The 13,163-nt window shown below is 74.2% G+C and carries 18 protein-coding genes; 15 read left to right on the plus strand and 3 right to left on the minus strand.

Annotation, left to right across the window (positions count from 1 at the left end):
- Positions 1–47 precede the first annotated feature (47 nt).
- Both ACH54P_RS15005 and ACH54P_RS15010 read left to right on the plus strand, forming a co-directional pair.
- Positions 48–1,406 carry a DUF2252 domain-containing protein gene (locus ACH54P_RS15005; protein ID WP_489913071.1) on the plus strand — a complete coding sequence of 453 codons (1,359 nt, stop codon included), beginning with the start codon at positions 48–50 and terminating at the stop codon, positions 1,404–1,406.
- 84 nt (positions 1,407–1,490) lie between these two features.
- Positions 1,491–2,792 (plus strand): glycoside hydrolase 5 family protein, encoded by a 1,302-nt coding sequence (locus tag ACH54P_RS15010; protein ID WP_489913073.1) that lies wholly within the window; start codon positions 1,491–1,493, stop codon positions 2,790–2,792.
- Here ACH54P_RS15010 and ACH54P_RS15015 read toward each other — a convergent pair.
- Positions 2,779–3,666: an FAD-dependent oxidoreductase gene (locus ACH54P_RS15015; protein WP_489913075.1), complete on the minus strand. Its 888-nt coding sequence runs from the start codon at positions 3,664–3,666 to the stop codon at positions 2,779–2,781. The two genes, ACH54P_RS15010 and ACH54P_RS15015, sit on opposite strands and share 14 nt — an antisense overlap.
- A gap of 63 nt (positions 3,667–3,729) precedes the next feature.
- Here ACH54P_RS15015 and ACH54P_RS15020 point away from each other — a divergent pair, with 63 nt between their 5' ends.
- Positions 3,730–4,296, plus strand: coding sequence for a phosphatase PAP2 family protein (locus tag ACH54P_RS15020; RefSeq protein WP_489913077.1), 567 nt, complete (start codon positions 3,730–3,732; stop codon positions 4,294–4,296).
- On the opposite strand, the gene zapE is transcribed toward ACH54P_RS15020, so the two are convergent.
- The gene (zapE, locus tag ACH54P_RS15025) at positions 4,250–5,269 is read right to left on the minus strand and encodes a cell division protein ZapE (RefSeq protein ID WP_489913079.1); all 1,020 of its coding nucleotides are present in this window, start codon (positions 5,267–5,269) and stop codon (positions 4,250–4,252) included. The two genes, ACH54P_RS15020 and zapE, sit on opposite strands and share 47 nt — an antisense overlap.
- A gap of 88 nt (positions 5,270–5,357) precedes the next feature.
- Between zapE and ACH54P_RS15030 the strand changes: the two genes are divergently transcribed.
- The 11 genes from ACH54P_RS15030 to ACH54P_RS15080 all read left to right on the plus strand — a co-directional run bounded on the left by ACH54P_RS15030 (position 5,358) and on the right by ACH54P_RS15080 (position 12,276).
- Complete coding sequence (locus tag ACH54P_RS15030) at positions 5,358–6,095, plus strand: pyrimidine reductase family protein (RefSeq protein ID WP_489913081.1); 738 nt, start codon at positions 5,358–5,360, stop codon at positions 6,093–6,095.
- On the plus strand, positions 6,092–6,652 hold the full coding sequence (locus tag ACH54P_RS15035; protein ID WP_489913083.1) for an RNA polymerase sigma factor: 561 nt from the start codon (positions 6,092–6,094) through the stop codon (positions 6,650–6,652). The genes ACH54P_RS15030 and ACH54P_RS15035 overlap by 4 nt, the downstream gene beginning before the upstream one ends.
- Positions 6,652–7,065, plus strand: a complete 414-nt coding sequence (locus ACH54P_RS15040) for an Asp23/Gls24 family envelope stress response protein (RefSeq protein WP_489913085.1) — start codon at positions 6,652–6,654, stop codon at positions 7,063–7,065. The genes ACH54P_RS15035 and ACH54P_RS15040 overlap by 1 nt, the downstream gene beginning before the upstream one ends.
- A gap of 90 nt (positions 7,066–7,155) precedes the next feature.
- Positions 7,156–7,593 (plus strand): Asp23/Gls24 family envelope stress response protein, encoded by a 438-nt coding sequence (locus ACH54P_RS15045; RefSeq protein WP_489913087.1) that lies wholly within the window; start codon positions 7,156–7,158, stop codon positions 7,591–7,593.
- Positions 7,590–7,835 (plus strand): hypothetical protein, encoded by a 246-nt coding sequence (locus tag ACH54P_RS15050; RefSeq protein ID WP_489913089.1) that lies wholly within the window; start codon positions 7,590–7,592, stop codon positions 7,833–7,835. The genes ACH54P_RS15045 and ACH54P_RS15050 overlap by 4 nt, the downstream gene beginning before the upstream one ends.
- A gap of 57 nt (positions 7,836–7,892) precedes the next feature.
- Complete coding sequence (locus ACH54P_RS15055; RefSeq protein WP_013224542.1) at positions 7,893–8,069, plus strand: hypothetical protein; 177 nt, start codon at positions 7,893–7,895, stop codon at positions 8,067–8,069.
- Positions 8,066–8,416 carry an Asp23/Gls24 family envelope stress response protein gene (locus ACH54P_RS15060; RefSeq protein WP_489913092.1) on the plus strand — a complete coding sequence of 117 codons (351 nt, stop codon included), beginning with the start codon at positions 8,066–8,068 and terminating at the stop codon, positions 8,414–8,416. The genes ACH54P_RS15055 and ACH54P_RS15060 overlap by 4 nt, the downstream gene beginning before the upstream one ends.
- A gap of 2 nt (positions 8,417–8,418) precedes the next feature.
- Positions 8,419–8,955, plus strand: coding sequence for a DUF6286 domain-containing protein (locus ACH54P_RS15065; protein ID WP_489913094.1), 537 nt, complete (start codon positions 8,419–8,421; stop codon positions 8,953–8,955).
- Positions 8,952–9,551, plus strand: a complete 600-nt coding sequence (locus tag ACH54P_RS15070) for an alkaline shock response membrane anchor protein AmaP (protein ID WP_489913096.1) — start codon at positions 8,952–8,954, stop codon at positions 9,549–9,551. Before ACH54P_RS15065 ends, ACH54P_RS15070 begins: the two co-directional genes overlap by 4 nt.
- 26 nt (positions 9,552–9,577) lie before the next feature.
- On the plus strand, positions 9,578–10,657 hold the full coding sequence (locus ACH54P_RS15075) for an ATP-dependent DNA ligase (RefSeq protein ID WP_489913098.1): 1,080 nt from the start codon (positions 9,578–9,580) through the stop codon (positions 10,655–10,657).
- A 71-nt stretch (positions 10,658–10,728) separates the two neighbouring features.
- Positions 10,729–12,276, plus strand: coding sequence for an alpha/beta hydrolase (locus tag ACH54P_RS15080; RefSeq protein WP_489916444.1), 1,548 nt, complete (start codon positions 10,729–10,731; stop codon positions 12,274–12,276).
- A gap of 180 nt (positions 12,277–12,456) precedes the next feature.
- On the opposite strand, the gene ACH54P_RS15085 is transcribed toward ACH54P_RS15080, so the two are convergent.
- Positions 12,457–12,699, minus strand: coding sequence for a DUF2630 family protein (locus ACH54P_RS15085; protein WP_013224533.1), 243 nt, complete (start codon positions 12,697–12,699; stop codon positions 12,457–12,459).
- Between the two features lie 85 nt (positions 12,700–12,784).
- Here ACH54P_RS15085 and trxA point away from each other — a divergent pair, with 85 nt between their 5' ends.
- Entirely contained in the window at positions 12,785–13,156 is a 372-nt protein-coding gene (gene trxA / locus ACH54P_RS15090; RefSeq protein ID WP_489913100.1) for a thioredoxin, read from the plus strand.
- The last annotated feature ends 7 nt before the right edge of the window (positions 13,157–13,163 follow it).

A 13,163-nucleotide genomic window follows, 5' to 3' on the forward strand; every position in this document is an offset into this window, starting at 1 on the left:
TCACGGCTTTCGGGAGCGTTTGCCCCCGGGTGGACGTTGTGCCCGGTATGGGATCAGGGGACTGGGTGGAACGGCCGCTCGTCGGCGCCGCGAGCGTCACGCCGGCCGAGCTGTACGCGCGGGGGAAGCGGCTCCGGGAGAAGACGCCCGCCACCGCGCATGATCACGAGGCCGCGGCGAAAGACCGGCCGAGCGCGAAGCAGTACTTCGACGCGAGCAACGCCGGGCGGCTGCCCGAGCTGGCCGAGCTGCGGCGGGAACGCATGCGGACCTCGCCGTTCACCTTCTTCCGCGGGGCCGCCGGGCTGATGGGCGCCGACCTCGCCGGGACCCCGGACTCCGGGCTGACCGCGCAGCTCTGCGGGGACGCGCACGCGGCGAACTTCGGGCTCTACGGCACCCCCGAAGGCCAGATCGTGATGGACATCAACGACTTCGACGAGACCGTGCCGGGCCCGTGGGAGTGGGACCTCAAGCGGCTCGCGGCGAGCCTCGTGCTCGCCGGCCGCGAGGGCGGCATCGGCGAGTCCGGCTGCCGCGAAGCCGCCGAAGACGCCGTGAAGTCCTACCGCCGGACCATCCGCGCGCTGGCCGACCTGCCGTTCCTGCGGAGCTGGAACGCCCTGCCGGACTCGTCGGTGCTGTCGAAGGCCCGGGCGGACGAGCTGATCGACGACTTCGCCGACGCCGCCGAGAAGGCCCGCAAGAACGACAGCGCGAAGGTCGTGGCGAAGTGGACCGAACGCGTCGACGACCACGAGACCGGCCTGTCCCGGCACCGGTTCGTCGAAGACCCGCCCGTGCTGACGCACGTCGACGACAAGACCGCGGAGGCCGTGGCGGCCGGGCTGGTGTCCTATGTGGACAGCCTGCGCGAGTCGCGGCGCTCGCTCATCGCCCGCTACCGGCTCGCCGACGTCGCCTTCCGCGTGGTCGGCACGGGCAGCGTCGGGCTGCGCAGCTACGTCGCCCTGCTGCACGGCAACGACGACGAAGACCTGGTGCTGCAGGTGAAGCAGGCCCAGGCGCCCGCGCTGGCGCCGTACCTGGACCTGCCCGCGGCGGCGCACGAAGGCCGCCGGATCGTCGACGGCGCCCGGCTCGTGCAGGCCGAGACGGACATCCTGCTCGGCTGGACCACGATCGGCGGCGTGCCGTTCATCGTCCGGCAGTTCCGGAACCTCAAGGGCGACATCGACCCGGCGGAGCTGGAGAAGGACCACCTCGACGACTACGGCCGGCTGGCCGGGGCACTGCTCGCCCGCGCCCACACGCGGTCGCTGCACCCGAAGCTCCTCGCCGGCTACTTCGCCGACGACTCCGAGCTGGACGAGGCGCTGGGGGCGTATGCCGTGCGCTACGCCGATCTGACCGAAGCCGACCACGCCGCCTTCTCGGCGACCTGACCGGACAGGTTGCCGGTCAACGCTGGAGAACGAATTCCCCGCCGTGCTAGATGTTCGTGAACGGGTGACGGCGAGGGAGGCGACGTGGCGGATCTCAGGCGGCGGTCGGTGCTCACGGGTGCGGTGGCGGCCGCGGTGGCCGGGACGGCGGCCCCGGCGCTCGCCGCGCCGGCCCGGAAACGGGCGTTCCGGCTGGGCGTCAACTACACGCCGTCGACCCGCTGGTTCCACCTGTGGGAGGACTGGCGCGAGCGCGACCTGCGCCGCGACCTCGACGACATCGCCGCGCTCGGGCTCGACCACATCCGGATCATGCTGCTGTGGTCGGCGTTCCAGCCCGAGCCGCACCTGGTCAGCGGCGAGAAGCTCGACCGGCTGGAGCAGTTGCTCTCCTACGCCGGCGCGGCCGGTCTCGACGTCGAGGTGACGGTCTTCAACGGCCACATCTCGGCCCGCTACTGGACGCCGAACTGGCTGCAGACCACCCCGGAGCCGGTCAACTGGTTCACCGACCCGGCGGCGCTCGACGCCCAGCGCGCCCTGCTGACGGCCCTGGCGGCGCGGATCGGCCGGCACCCGCGGTTCCTCGGCTTCGACCTGTCGAACGAGCCGTACTACTACTGGGACTCCTACGCCGGGCTGCCCGTGACACCGCAGCAGGCCGACGCCTGGGCGCGGACCCTCTGCGAGACGGCGGAGAGCGTCGCGCCGGGCAAGGCCCACACGGTCGGCTGCGACCGCGCGCCGTGGGACAACGGCCGCTACTTCACGCGGACGGCCCTGGCGGACGCCGGGAACGTCGTGGCGATCCACCCGTGGACGTCGTTCTTCGGCACGCTGAAGACGGATCCGCTCAGCGCGTTCGCCACGCACAACGCGGAACGGCTGATCCAGGTGGCGCAGGCGTACGCGACGGACCCGGCGCGGCCCTGCTGGATCCAGGAGGACGGCGCGGCGCCGTCGCTCCACTTCAGCGACGCGACCCGCCCGCGGTACGGCGAATGGCTGTCCCGCTCGATCCGCAACGCGGCTTCGTGCGCCCACACCCTCGGCTTCACGTGGTGGTGCTCCCACGACGTGAACCCCGCGCTGGTGCCGAACCTGAACCCCCTGGAGTACGACCTGGGGCTGTACACGAACGACCGCCGGCTGAAGCCGGCCGGGCAGGCGCTGAAGGAATTGGCCGCGGAGTTCGACCGCACCCCGCCGCGCCCGGAACCCCGGCCGAGCGCGATCGTCATCCCCGACGCGGACCCGACCCGGGGCAACGACCGGTTCTTCGCGCTGGCCGACGCGGGCAAGCGCGTGGCGTTCGTGCTGCAGAGCCGCGCCTCGGACGCCAACTACCTGAAGCAGCGCGGAATCACCGAGCTCATCCCCCTGTGACCAACGCGGCGACGTCAGCCGCGCAGCCCCACGCCAGCGTGATCCCCGAACCGCCGTGGCCGTAGCAGTGGACGACGTCGCCGACCCGTTCCAGCCGCACCTCGCGCCGGAACGGGCGCAGCCCGACCAGGGACCGCAGCACCTGCGCGCCCGCCAGGCGGGGTTCCAGTTCGCGGCAGCGGCGCACGATGTCCGCCGTCACGCCCGGGTTCGGGTCCGTGTCGCCGCGGCCCGGTTCCTCCGTGCCGCCGCACACGACGTGGCCGCCGTGCGGGATGACGTAACTCACGCCCGGGCCCGTCTCGTCGACCACGAACTCCGTCAGGCCCGGGTCCGCCAGGTGCACCACCTGACCGCCGACCGGGACCATCGAGTCGTCGCCCGCCAGGCGGCCCGCGCCCAGGCCCGCCGCGTTGACCACGGGGCCGGGACCGGACAACGAGGACCGGGACGACAGCGACCGGTACTCGACGCGCACGCCGAGCGATTCCACCCGCGAGAGCAGCCAGGCCAGGTACACCGGCGTGTCGACCAGCGCCGTCGTGAACTCCAGGCGGTCGCCGTCGCGGACCGGGTCGCCCATCGCCGGGAACCACTGCGGGTCCGGCTCGCCCGGCGCGAGCAGCACCCGCCCGCGGCGGAAGCGCACCCCCGGCGCCTCCTGCTCGCGCAGCACGGCGAGGGTCGCCGCGGTCCACCGCGGGATCCGCTCGTCCGGACGGCGCACCGGCGGGTACAGCACCCCGCCCGCGATCGCCGACGTCGTCTCCGCCGGCGGGGCCGCCGCGACGACCGTGACCTCGTGCCCCGCCTCGGCCAGCCGGTACGCGCAGCTCAGCCCGATGATCCCGGCCCCGGCGACTGTCACCCGCATGCTCGCATCGTGACGCACCGGGCGCGCCCGCCGGGGCGCGGGGGCGCGACTACCCTCGCGCGGGTGAGGACGATCCGGGTGCCGGCCGCGGTCTGCGGCCTGCTCGCGCTGCTGCTGGGCCTGCCGTTCGCGGGCGGGACCACGCCCGGCGCCGTCGACGCCGAAGCGGCCGGGTGGACGGCGCACCTGAGCCCCGGCGTGGTGCGGGTGCTGGTGCTCCCGACCGAGCCGTACGTCGTGCTCGCGCTGGGCGTCCTCGCTGTCGTGCTGTGCCTGCGCGCCGGGCGGCGGGCCGACGCCCTCCTCGCGCTCGCCGCGCCGGTCCTGGCGATCCTGCTGACGAGCTTCCTGCTGAAACCGCTGTACGACCGGTGGAAGAACGGCACCCTCGTCTACCCGAGCGGCCACACGGTGAGCCTGGTCGCGGTGCTGACCGTGCTCGTGCTCGTCACGCGCCGGACGGTCGTCGTCGTGCTCGGCGCGCTGGCGCTGTTCGCCGCGACGGCCGGGCTGGTCGGCATGGGGTACCACTACCTGACCGACGTCGTCGGCGGGACGCTCTTCGCGATCGCCGTCGTCCTGCTCACGTGGTCGGTGCCGCGTCCCGCGCCAGCGCCGTCAGCCGGCTGACCGCGCGCAGGTACTTCTTGCGGTAGCCGCCGTCGACCATCTCCTCGGTGAACAGGGACGGCAGCGGTTCGCCGGAGACGACGACCGGGATGGCCCGGTCGTAGAGCCGGTCGGCGAAGGCGACCAGCCGCAGGGCCACGTTCTGGTCCGGCGCCGGGTGGACGCCGCGCAGGTGCACGCGGGTGACGCCGTCCAGCAGCCGCCCGTAGCGCGACGGGTGCAGCTCGGCCAGGTGCGCGCACAGCGCGTCGAAGTCGTCCACAGTGGACCCGTCGTGCGTGGCGGCGGACTCCTCGAGGACCTCCGGCGCGACCGGCGGCGGCGCGTCCGGCAGGCCGCGGTGGCGGTAGTCGGGACCGTCGACGCGCACGACGCCGAACCGGGCCGACACCGTCTGGATCTCGCGCAGGAAGTCCTCGGCGGCGAACCGGCCCTCGCCCAGCTTCTCCGGCAGGGTGTTCGACGTCGCCGCGACGTACACCCCGGCGTCCATGACCTCCTGCAGCAGCCGGGTGACCAGGGTGGTGTCGCCGGGGTCGTCGAGCTCGAACTCGTCGATGGCCAGGACCCGGTGCTCCGACAGCCGCCGCACGGCTTCGCCGAAGCCCAGCGCGCCGACCAGGTGGGTCAGCTCGACGAAGGTGCCGTACGCCTTGGGCGACGGCGCCGCGTGCCACGTCGATGCGAGCAGGTGGGTCTTGCCGACGCCGAAGCCGCCGTCGAGGTAGAGCCCCATCGGCCCGGTCGGTTCGGGGGACCCGCCGAAGAGCTTGAAGCGCTTCTTCTCGCGCCGGGCGCCCACCTTCGCGGCGAACGCCGAGCAGGCCTCGACCGCGGCGGCCTGGCTGGGCTCGTCGGGGTTGGGGACGTAGGTCTCGAACCGGACGGCGTCGAAGCGCGGCGGCGGCACCAGCGCACCGATCAGCTCGTCGGCGGACAGCTCGGGACGGCGGTCGGTGAGGTGCGCGGGCATGGTCGCAGAGCCTATCGGCGGACCGGGTACCGGTGAGCGGGCCTGTCCCCGGTCGAGACGCAGTTCACGCCCGTGTTGGGATGATCTCGTGCGGAGTGTGTGGCCCCTTGCGACGGGCGAGCTGAGTGACGTCGACCTCGAAGAGATCTACGCCTATCCGGCCGATCTCGACCGGCCTTGGGTGCAGGTCAACTTCGTCGCCTCCGCCGACGGCGCCGCCGAGGTCGACGCCACCTCCGCCGGTCTCTCGCACGCCGCCGACCGGAAGGTCTTCCTGCTCGGCCGCGACCTCGCCGACGTGATCCTGGTCGGCGCCGGGACCGCCCGCGCCGAGGACTACCGCGGGGTCGTCGCGAGCGCGAAACGCCGGGAACGCCGCCGCCGGCTCGGCTTCACCGGCGTCCCGCCGATCGCCGTCGTGACCCGGACCGCCGCCCTCGACCCGGCCTCGCGGCTGTTCACCGAGACGGCCGTGCCCCCGATCGTGATCACCACCGAAGCCGCCGACACGCGGCACCTCGAGGGCACCGGCGCGGAGATCCTGCGGGCCGGCGACGACGACGTCGACGTCCCCCGCGCCCTGGACCTGCTCGCCGGACGGGGCCTGCGCCGAGTCGACTGCGAAGGCGGCCCGCGGCTGTTCGCCCGGCTCGTCGAGGCCGGCCTCGTCGACCAGCTGTGCCTGACCGTCGCTCCCCTGCTGGTGGCCGGGACGGCGTCCCGGATCGCCGCCGGCCCCGAGGCCGTGGCGCGCCGGCTCGCGCTCGCGTCGATCCTCGTCGAGGACGGCTTCACGCTCCTGCGCTACCGGCGGGACGCCGGGTGAGCGACGACGCCGAGCTCGCCTGCCGGGCCGCGGCCGGCGACGACGCCGCGTTCGGCGCGCTCGTGCGGCGGCACACGCCCCGGATGTACCGCGTCGCCCTGCGGATCACCGGCAGCGCGGCCGAGGCCGAGGACGTCGTGCAGGAGTCCTGGCTCGCCGTGTGGCGCTCCCTCGCCGGCTTCCGGCACGAATCCGCGGTGTCGACCTGGCTCTACCGCGTGGTCACCAACAGCGCGCTCGCCGTGCTGCGCCGGCGCCGTCCGACGATCTCGCTGGACGCGCCGGAACCCGACGGCCGGTCCACTCTGGACAGTGCACTGCTCGCCGCGGCCGAACCGGGCCCCGAGGGCCGGTTCGTGCGGGCCGAGGAGGTCGACGCGGTGCTGCGCGCGATCGGCCGCCTGGAGGTGTCCCAGCGCGTGCCGCTGGTGCTGCGCGAACTGGAGGGGCTGAGCTACGAAGAGGTCGCCGAAGTGCTCGACGTGAACGTCGGCGCCTTGCGTTCCCGGCTGCACCGGGCCAGGGTGGCGCTGCTCGCCGAGTTGAGGGAGCGGTGATGGCCGAGCACGAGGACCCCGAGCGGGACCCCCGCTGGGACGCCGTGCGCCGGGTGGCGGCACGCCGGGTGCCGACCCCACCCGGCCTGGTCGAACGCGTCCTGCGGGCGGTCGCGCGCAGCCGCCGGACCGCCGTCGAGGTGCCCGGCGGCGAGGGCGGCCTGCGCGTCACCGAACAGGTCGTCCTCCGGCTGGCCCGGGCCATCGCCACCGAACGGGCACCCGACGGCGTGCGGATCTCGGCGGTCGCGGTCGAGGACGACGTCGTGCAGGTGCTGGTGTCCGTCCGCTTCGGCGTCCCGGCCGGCGAGGCCGCCGAGGCGCTGCGCCGGGAGATCACCGCCGAACTGTCCCGCCGGCTGGGGGTGGCGACGGCGGTGAACGTGCACGTCGTGGACGTCCACCCCGGGTGAGCGTTCCCCCGATCGGGGGACCTTGCGTGAGGGTTCGGCGTGGCCGGGCATCGTAGGGGCGAGAGACCGCCGCGAGAGGAGCCCGCACGCATGCATCCGGAACGGACCGAGAGCCCCGGCACCGTGACCCCGCTCAACGAGGAGGGCGCCGCCGGCCGCACCACGATCTCGTCGCTGGTCGTGCAGAAGGTCGCCGGCCTGGCCACCCGGGAGGTCGCCGGCGTGCACACGCTGGGCGGCGGCGGGGTGTCGCGCGCGATCGGCGCCCTGCGCGAGCGGATCCCCGGCTCGGGCACGGTCACCACCACCGGTGTGTCGGTGGAGGTCGGCGAGAAGCAGACCGCGATCGACCTCGACGTCGTCGTCGAGTACGGCGCGCGCATCGCCGACGTCGCCCGCGCGGTGCGGCGCAACGTCATCACGGCGGTCGAGCAGATCACCGGGCTCGAGGTGATCGAGGTGAACATCGCGGTCAACGACATCTTCCTGCCGGGCGAGGAAGAGCCCGAATCGACGCGCGTGGAATGACCGGGCGGCGCGGGCGCGACGATCCGGAAGGCCGCGCGGCCTTCCGGGAGTTCGTCCGCACGCACCACCCCGACGCCGGCGGCGACCCGGCCGAGTTCGCCGCCGGGCTGGCCCGGTTCCGCGCGGAGTCCACTTCGGACTCCCGCTACGACGCGCCGGTGGGTTTCGTGGCGCACCGCCGCGGGGTGGCCGCCGTGTTCGCGCGGTGGCGGCGGCGCCGCCGTCCGCCCCGGGTGCGCTGACCGCGCCGCCGGGGCAAGCTTCCCCCTTCACCGTTCCGAGCCGTCCTGGGAGGACATGTGAACGCAACGCAGACCGGGCTCCTGGCCGGCCTCATCCTCGGCCTGGCCGCGACCCAGGGGTTCACCGCGTTCCTGGTGACCCTGGCCGTCGGGATCATCGGACTGGTCGCCGGCCGGGTCCTCGACGGCGAACTCGACCTCGGCGAGCTCTTCGGCAAGGGCCGCGACAAGTGAACCGCGCGCTGGACGTGCCACGGGAGCTCGCCGAACCGGCCGAGCGAGGCACCCTCACCATCGCGCACGCGGTGGTGCGCAAGGTCGCCCAGCACGCCGCCGACCAGGTGCCGGGCACCACGCGGGACGGCAAGAAGGGGCCGAAGGCGAAGGTCGGCGGCCTGGACAACGACGTCGACCTGGCGCTGGACCTCGCCCTGCGCTACCCCGCGCCGGTCCGCGAGGTCGTCGGCGACGTGCGCGCCAAGGTCGTCGAAGAGGTGGAGCTGCTCACCGGCTACCGCGTGCGGACCCTCGCCGTGACGGTGTCGGCGCTGCTGCCGGACGCGCCGCCGAGGGTGCGGTAGCCGTGCGCCCGTTCGTCCGCGTCCTGTCGACCCTGCTCGGCCTGGCCTTCGCGGCCGCCGGGGCGCTGCTCGCGTGCGAGGTCGGCTGGCACTGGTGGCGCCCGGGTGCGGCGCCGCTGCTGGTGCCGTGGCCGCGCTGGCAGGCCGGGCTCGCGTCGCTGGGCTGGGACGCCTACGCCGTGCGCGTCGGTGCCGGGATCCTCGCCGCCGCCGGCCTGGTGCTGCTGGTCTGCGCGCTGGCCGCCGGGAACCGCGCGGTCCGGCTGACCGACCCGGCGGACGACGTCAGCGTCTCGACGTCGCCGCGCTCGCTGGCCCGGCTGGTCGGGCTCGCCGTGCGCGCCCAGTACAACGTCGCGGGGGCGTCGGTCACCGCGAGCGCCCGGCGGATCCGCGTCCGCGCGAAGAGCACCCTGGAGACCGAGAGCGCCCTGCGGCCGCGCCTGCTCGAAACCGTGTCCGCGCTGCTCGACGACGTCCCGCTCGCGCGGCGGCCGAAGGTCACCGTCGTCGTCGACTCGCCGAAGGACCGCCGATGAGCAAGTCCGCCGCCGTGAAGGCGCTTTCCCGGTCCTACGCGGGCGAACGCACGCTGACGTTCCTCGTCGGGCTGCTCGCCCTGCTCGGCGGGGCGCTCGCGCTGGTGGTCGGCTTCGGCTGGCTCGGCGAGTTCCGCGGCCGGCGGCCGCTGCTGGACCCGATCGCCCTCGGCTGGCTCGGCGGGCACGCCACCCCCGCGCGGATCGCCGCGCTCGTGCTCGGCGTCCTTCTGCTGGTCCTCGGGCTGCGGTGGGCCCTGCGCTCGCTGCGCCCGGAACCGCGGCCCGACCTGGACCTCGACCGCACCGAGGGCGCCGAGCTCGTCGTCACCGCGGCCGCGATCGCCGGCGCGGTCCAGGCCGACGCCGAGCAGCTCGACGGCGTCAGCCGGGCCCGCGTCCGCGCGGTCGGCTCGCGCACTTCTCCCGCGTTGCGCATCACCCTGTGGCTGCACGAAGGCACCGACCTCAAGGGCGTCTGGGCCGGGCTGGACGCGCGCGTGCTGACCAGGGCGCGGGAGTCGCTCGGCCTGGACGTGCTGCCCGCGGCCGTCCGCCTCGAACTCGACACGAGCCCGGCGAAACGCGTGCGCTGAGCGGGGATGTTCCGCAGAATGCGGGCATGCCCCTACCGCTGCAGCCGCCGCTGAAGCCGATGCTCGCCAAGCCCGCGAAGGCCATCCCGGACTCCGGCGGCCTGCTGTTCGAACCGAAGTGGGACGGCTTCCGCTGCATCGTCTTCCGCGACGGCGACGAGCTGTACCTGCAGTCCCGCGCGGAAAAGCCGCTCAACCGGTACTTCCCGGAGGCGGTCGCGCGGCTGCTGGAGACGCTGCCACCGCAGGTGGTGCTGGACGGCGAGCTCGTCGTCGCCCGCGGCGGCCGGCTGGACTTCGACGCGCTCACCGAGCGGATCCACCCCGCCGAAAGCCGCATCACGCTCCTGGCGGCCGAGCAGCCCGCGGAGTTCGTCGCGTTCGACGTCCTCGCCCTCGGCGACGAGGTGCTGCTCGACGAGCCGACGACCGTCCGCCGCGAGAGGCTGGCCGAGCTGGCCGGCGACCGGTTCCCGCTCACCCCGGCCACCACGGACCCGGACACCGCGCGGCACTGGTTCGAGCTGTTCGAGGGCGCCGGCCTCGACGGCGTCATCGGCAAGCCCCTGGACGAGCCCTACACCCCCGGCAAGCGCGTGATGCTCAAGTACAAGCACGTCCGCACCGCGGACTGCGTGCTGGCCGGGCTGCGCTGGCACGTCGACGGCGGCCCCGGCGACCTCGTCGGCTCGTTCCTGCTCGGCCTGCACGACGCCGACGGCGTGCTGCACCACGTCGGCACCGTCGGGTCGTTCCCCAAGGAACGCCGTCGCGAGCTGGCCGCCGAGCTGGCGCCGTTGATCACCGACGGCGAGGACCACCCGTGGGGCAGGCGGGCCACCGGCGAGGCCCAGCGCATCCCCGGCGGCATCACCCGCTGGCGCGCCACCGAGCACGAATGGGTGCCGCTGCGCCCCGAGCGCGTCGTCGAGGTCGCCTACGAGAACACCGAAGGCGGGATGCCGTCGCGGTTCCGGCACAACGCGCGGTTCGTGCGGTGGCGGCCCGACCGCGAACCCGCGTCGTGCGACTACAGCCAGCTGGACGAGCCGGCCCGCTACGACCTCGACGCCGTGTTCCGCGGCCAGGTGGTCCGGACCCGCTAACCCTCGTCCCACACCGGCCGTGCGAAGCTCGGCGGTGAACGCTGCCCTTGATCGACGTGAGGACCCCGCCCGTGCGCCGCCGCCGTTCCCGTCTCCTGGTCGCGCTGCTCGCCCTGGCCTCCGCCGCGGGCTGCGCCGCGGGGCCGTCGGTCCGCCCGGCGCTGGTCGAGAACGACGGGAAGACGACCGCAGGCACCCCGGCCGGCGCGCCGGCGGTGCCGCTGCCGCCACTGGGCGAACCGCAGTCGCCGACGCTGAAGTGGGCCGACTGCGACGACGACACCCGGCAGCGGATCGGCACCCCCGCCGTCCCGGACAGCCTCCACTTCACCTGCGCCCGCGTCACCGCGCCGCTCGACGCGCCGGGCGAGCCGCGGCGCTCGGTCGTGCGGCTGCTGGCGCTGAAGGTCGGCAGCGGGCCGGTGCCGCTCGTCGTGGTCAACGACGTCGACGGCGAACCGGGCGCGGTGTACGCCGCGCGGCTGGCCGCGACCCTGCCGCCGGCGTTCCTGGAGAAGTTTTCGCTGATCGGCCTGGACCGGCGCGGTACCGGGCTTTCGGGCGCCGCCCAGTGCGTGCCGCCCGACACCCGGCACGACCTCGTCGACGCCGACCCGGCGCAGGGCGACCTGCAGGACGTGCTGGACGCCGCGCGCAAGGCCGGTCAGCAGTGCGCCATCGAACTGGACGACTCCCAGACCGCGCTGGACAGCTGGCGGACCGCGGGCGACCTCGACGAGCTGCGCAAGCAGCTGGGCATGGAGCGGCTGACCGCGCTCGGCCGCGGCGACGGCTCGAAGGTGCTGGCCGAGTACGCCGTGCGCTTCCCCGGCCAGGTCGGCCGCATGGTCCTCGACGGCGTCCCCGACCCGGGCGCGGACACCGCGGCGGTGCTCGACGCGGTCGCCGCCGGCGCCCAGTCCACGTTGGACGCCTTCGCCACGGACTGCGCATCGCGCGGCTGCGCCCTGGGCGACCCGAAGGCGGCGCTGTCCACGCTCACCGACCAGCTGCGGCGCACCCCGCCGAGGACCGACGAGGGCGTCGCGTTCGGCCCGGGGATCGCGATGTTCGCCGTCTATTCGGGGCTTTCGCAGCGTTCGCGGTGGCCCGAGCTGGCCGACGCGATCGCCGCGGCCCGCGCCGGGAACATCGGCCCGCTGACGGCGTTCGCCGCGCCGGTGCTGCGCGACACGCGCGCCCAGCCGTCGCGGATCGACGCGACCATCGCGACCCGCTGCAACGACAGCCAGACGCGGCTCTCGGCCGACCAGCTCGACCAGGTCGTGGCGGGGATGCGGGCGAAGTACCCGCAGTTCGGCGCGGTTGTCGCCCAGCAGCTGGCCTGGTGCGGCCCGTGGCCGGTGCGCACCGAGCCGCTGCCGGCCCCGGGCGCGCCCGGCGCGCCCCCGATCCTGGTGGCGGCCACGGCGGCCGACCCGGTCACGCCCCAGGTGGGCAGCACCCGCGCGGCCGACCAGATGCCGTCGGCGGTGACCATCACGTGGCAGGGCGCGGGCCACGGCGCGGTCGGCGCGTCACCCTGCGTCACCGACGCGGCCCGCGCCTTCCTCACCGACGGCAAGATCCCCGCCGACGGCACCCTCTGCCCCGCGTAACCCGCGATCCGAGCCGGATTTCGCGTGATCGAGCGCGTAAGTCGCGTGATCAGAGGGGCATCTCGCGTGCTGGGAGGGGCATCAGCGCGATGCCCCCTCAATCACGCGTGATGCCCGCCCGATCACGCGAGATCCGCGCTCGATCACGCGAGTTGCGTGTTCGATCACGCGAGGTGCGGGTTACTGGCGGTAGGACTCGACTTCGGAGACCGGGCGGGCGGCGGCTTCGTCCGGGTTCTCGTGGAACTCCGTTTTCGCGCGCCGCTGCCGGAGCAGGTCCCAGCACTGGTCGAGCTGCTGCTCGACCGCGGTGAGGCGATCCTTGTCGCCGCCGCTCAGCCCCACGCCGACCGACCGCGACCGGAGCTCGTGCTCCTCCGCGATCAGCTCGTCGATCCGGCCCAGGATTTCGCCGTCGGCCATCTGTTCCTCCTCGTCACGGGTGCGCCTGTGCAGACGCTACCCCGGCCCCGGGAATTCCCGCCGCACCCGGTTCGTTGACCTGGGCATGAGCACCGTTGAGCTGACCGCCGAGAACTTCGACCAGACGGTAAACGACAACGAGTTCGTCCTGATCGACTTCTGGGCGAGCTGGTGCGGGCCGTGCCGCCAATTCGCGCCGGTCTACGAGAAGGCGTCCGAGAAGCACGGCGACATCGTGTTCGCGAGCGTCGACACCGAAGCGCAGCAGCAGCTCGCGGCCGCCTTCGACGTCCGCTCCATCCCGACGCTGGCCATCATCCGCGACAAGACGCTGATCTACGCCCAGCCCGGCGCGCTGCCCGAGCCGGCGCTCGAAGAGCTCATCAAGCAGGCTCGCGACGTCGACATGGACGAGGTCAAGCGCAAGGCCGCCGAAGCCGAGGCCGAACAGGCCTGACCACCAC

It is taken from the genome of Amycolatopsis sp. N2S4-7 (assembly GCF_058119595.1).

Coding starts and splice junctions, on each gene's coding strand:
- ACH54P_RS15015 (WP_489913075.1), bottom strand. CDS start 3,666: ATGCGGGTGACAGTCGCCGGGGCCGGGATCATCGGGCTGAGCTGCGCG.
- zapE (WP_489913079.1), bottom strand. CDS start 5,269: ATGCCCGCGCACCTCACCGACCGCCGTCCCGAGCTGTCCGCCGACGAG.
- ACH54P_RS15070 (WP_489913096.1), top strand. CDS start 8,952: ATGAGCAAGTCCGCCGCCGTGAAGGCGCTTTCCCGGTCCTACGCGGGC.
- ACH54P_RS15085 (WP_013224533.1), bottom strand. CDS start 12,699: ATGGCCGACGGCGAAATCCTGGGCCGGATCGACGAGCTGATCGCGGAG.
- ACH54P_RS15045 (WP_489913087.1), top strand. CDS start 7,156: ATGCATCCGGAACGGACCGAGAGCCCCGGCACCGTGACCCCGCTCAAC.
- ACH54P_RS15005 (WP_489913071.1), top strand. CDS start 48: ATGGGATCAGGGGACTGGGTGGAACGGCCGCTCGTCGGCGCCGCGAGC.
- ACH54P_RS15050 (WP_489913089.1), top strand. CDS start 7,590: ATGACCGGGCGGCGCGGGCGCGACGATCCGGAAGGCCGCGCGGCCTTC.
- trxA (WP_489913100.1), top strand. CDS start 12,785: ATGAGCACCGTTGAGCTGACCGCCGAGAACTTCGACCAGACGGTAAAC.
- ACH54P_RS15075 (WP_489913098.1), top strand. CDS start 9,578: ATGCCCCTACCGCTGCAGCCGCCGCTGAAGCCGATGCTCGCCAAGCCC.
- ACH54P_RS15040 (WP_489913085.1), top strand. CDS start 6,652: ATGGCCGAGCACGAGGACCCCGAGCGGGACCCCCGCTGGGACGCCGTG.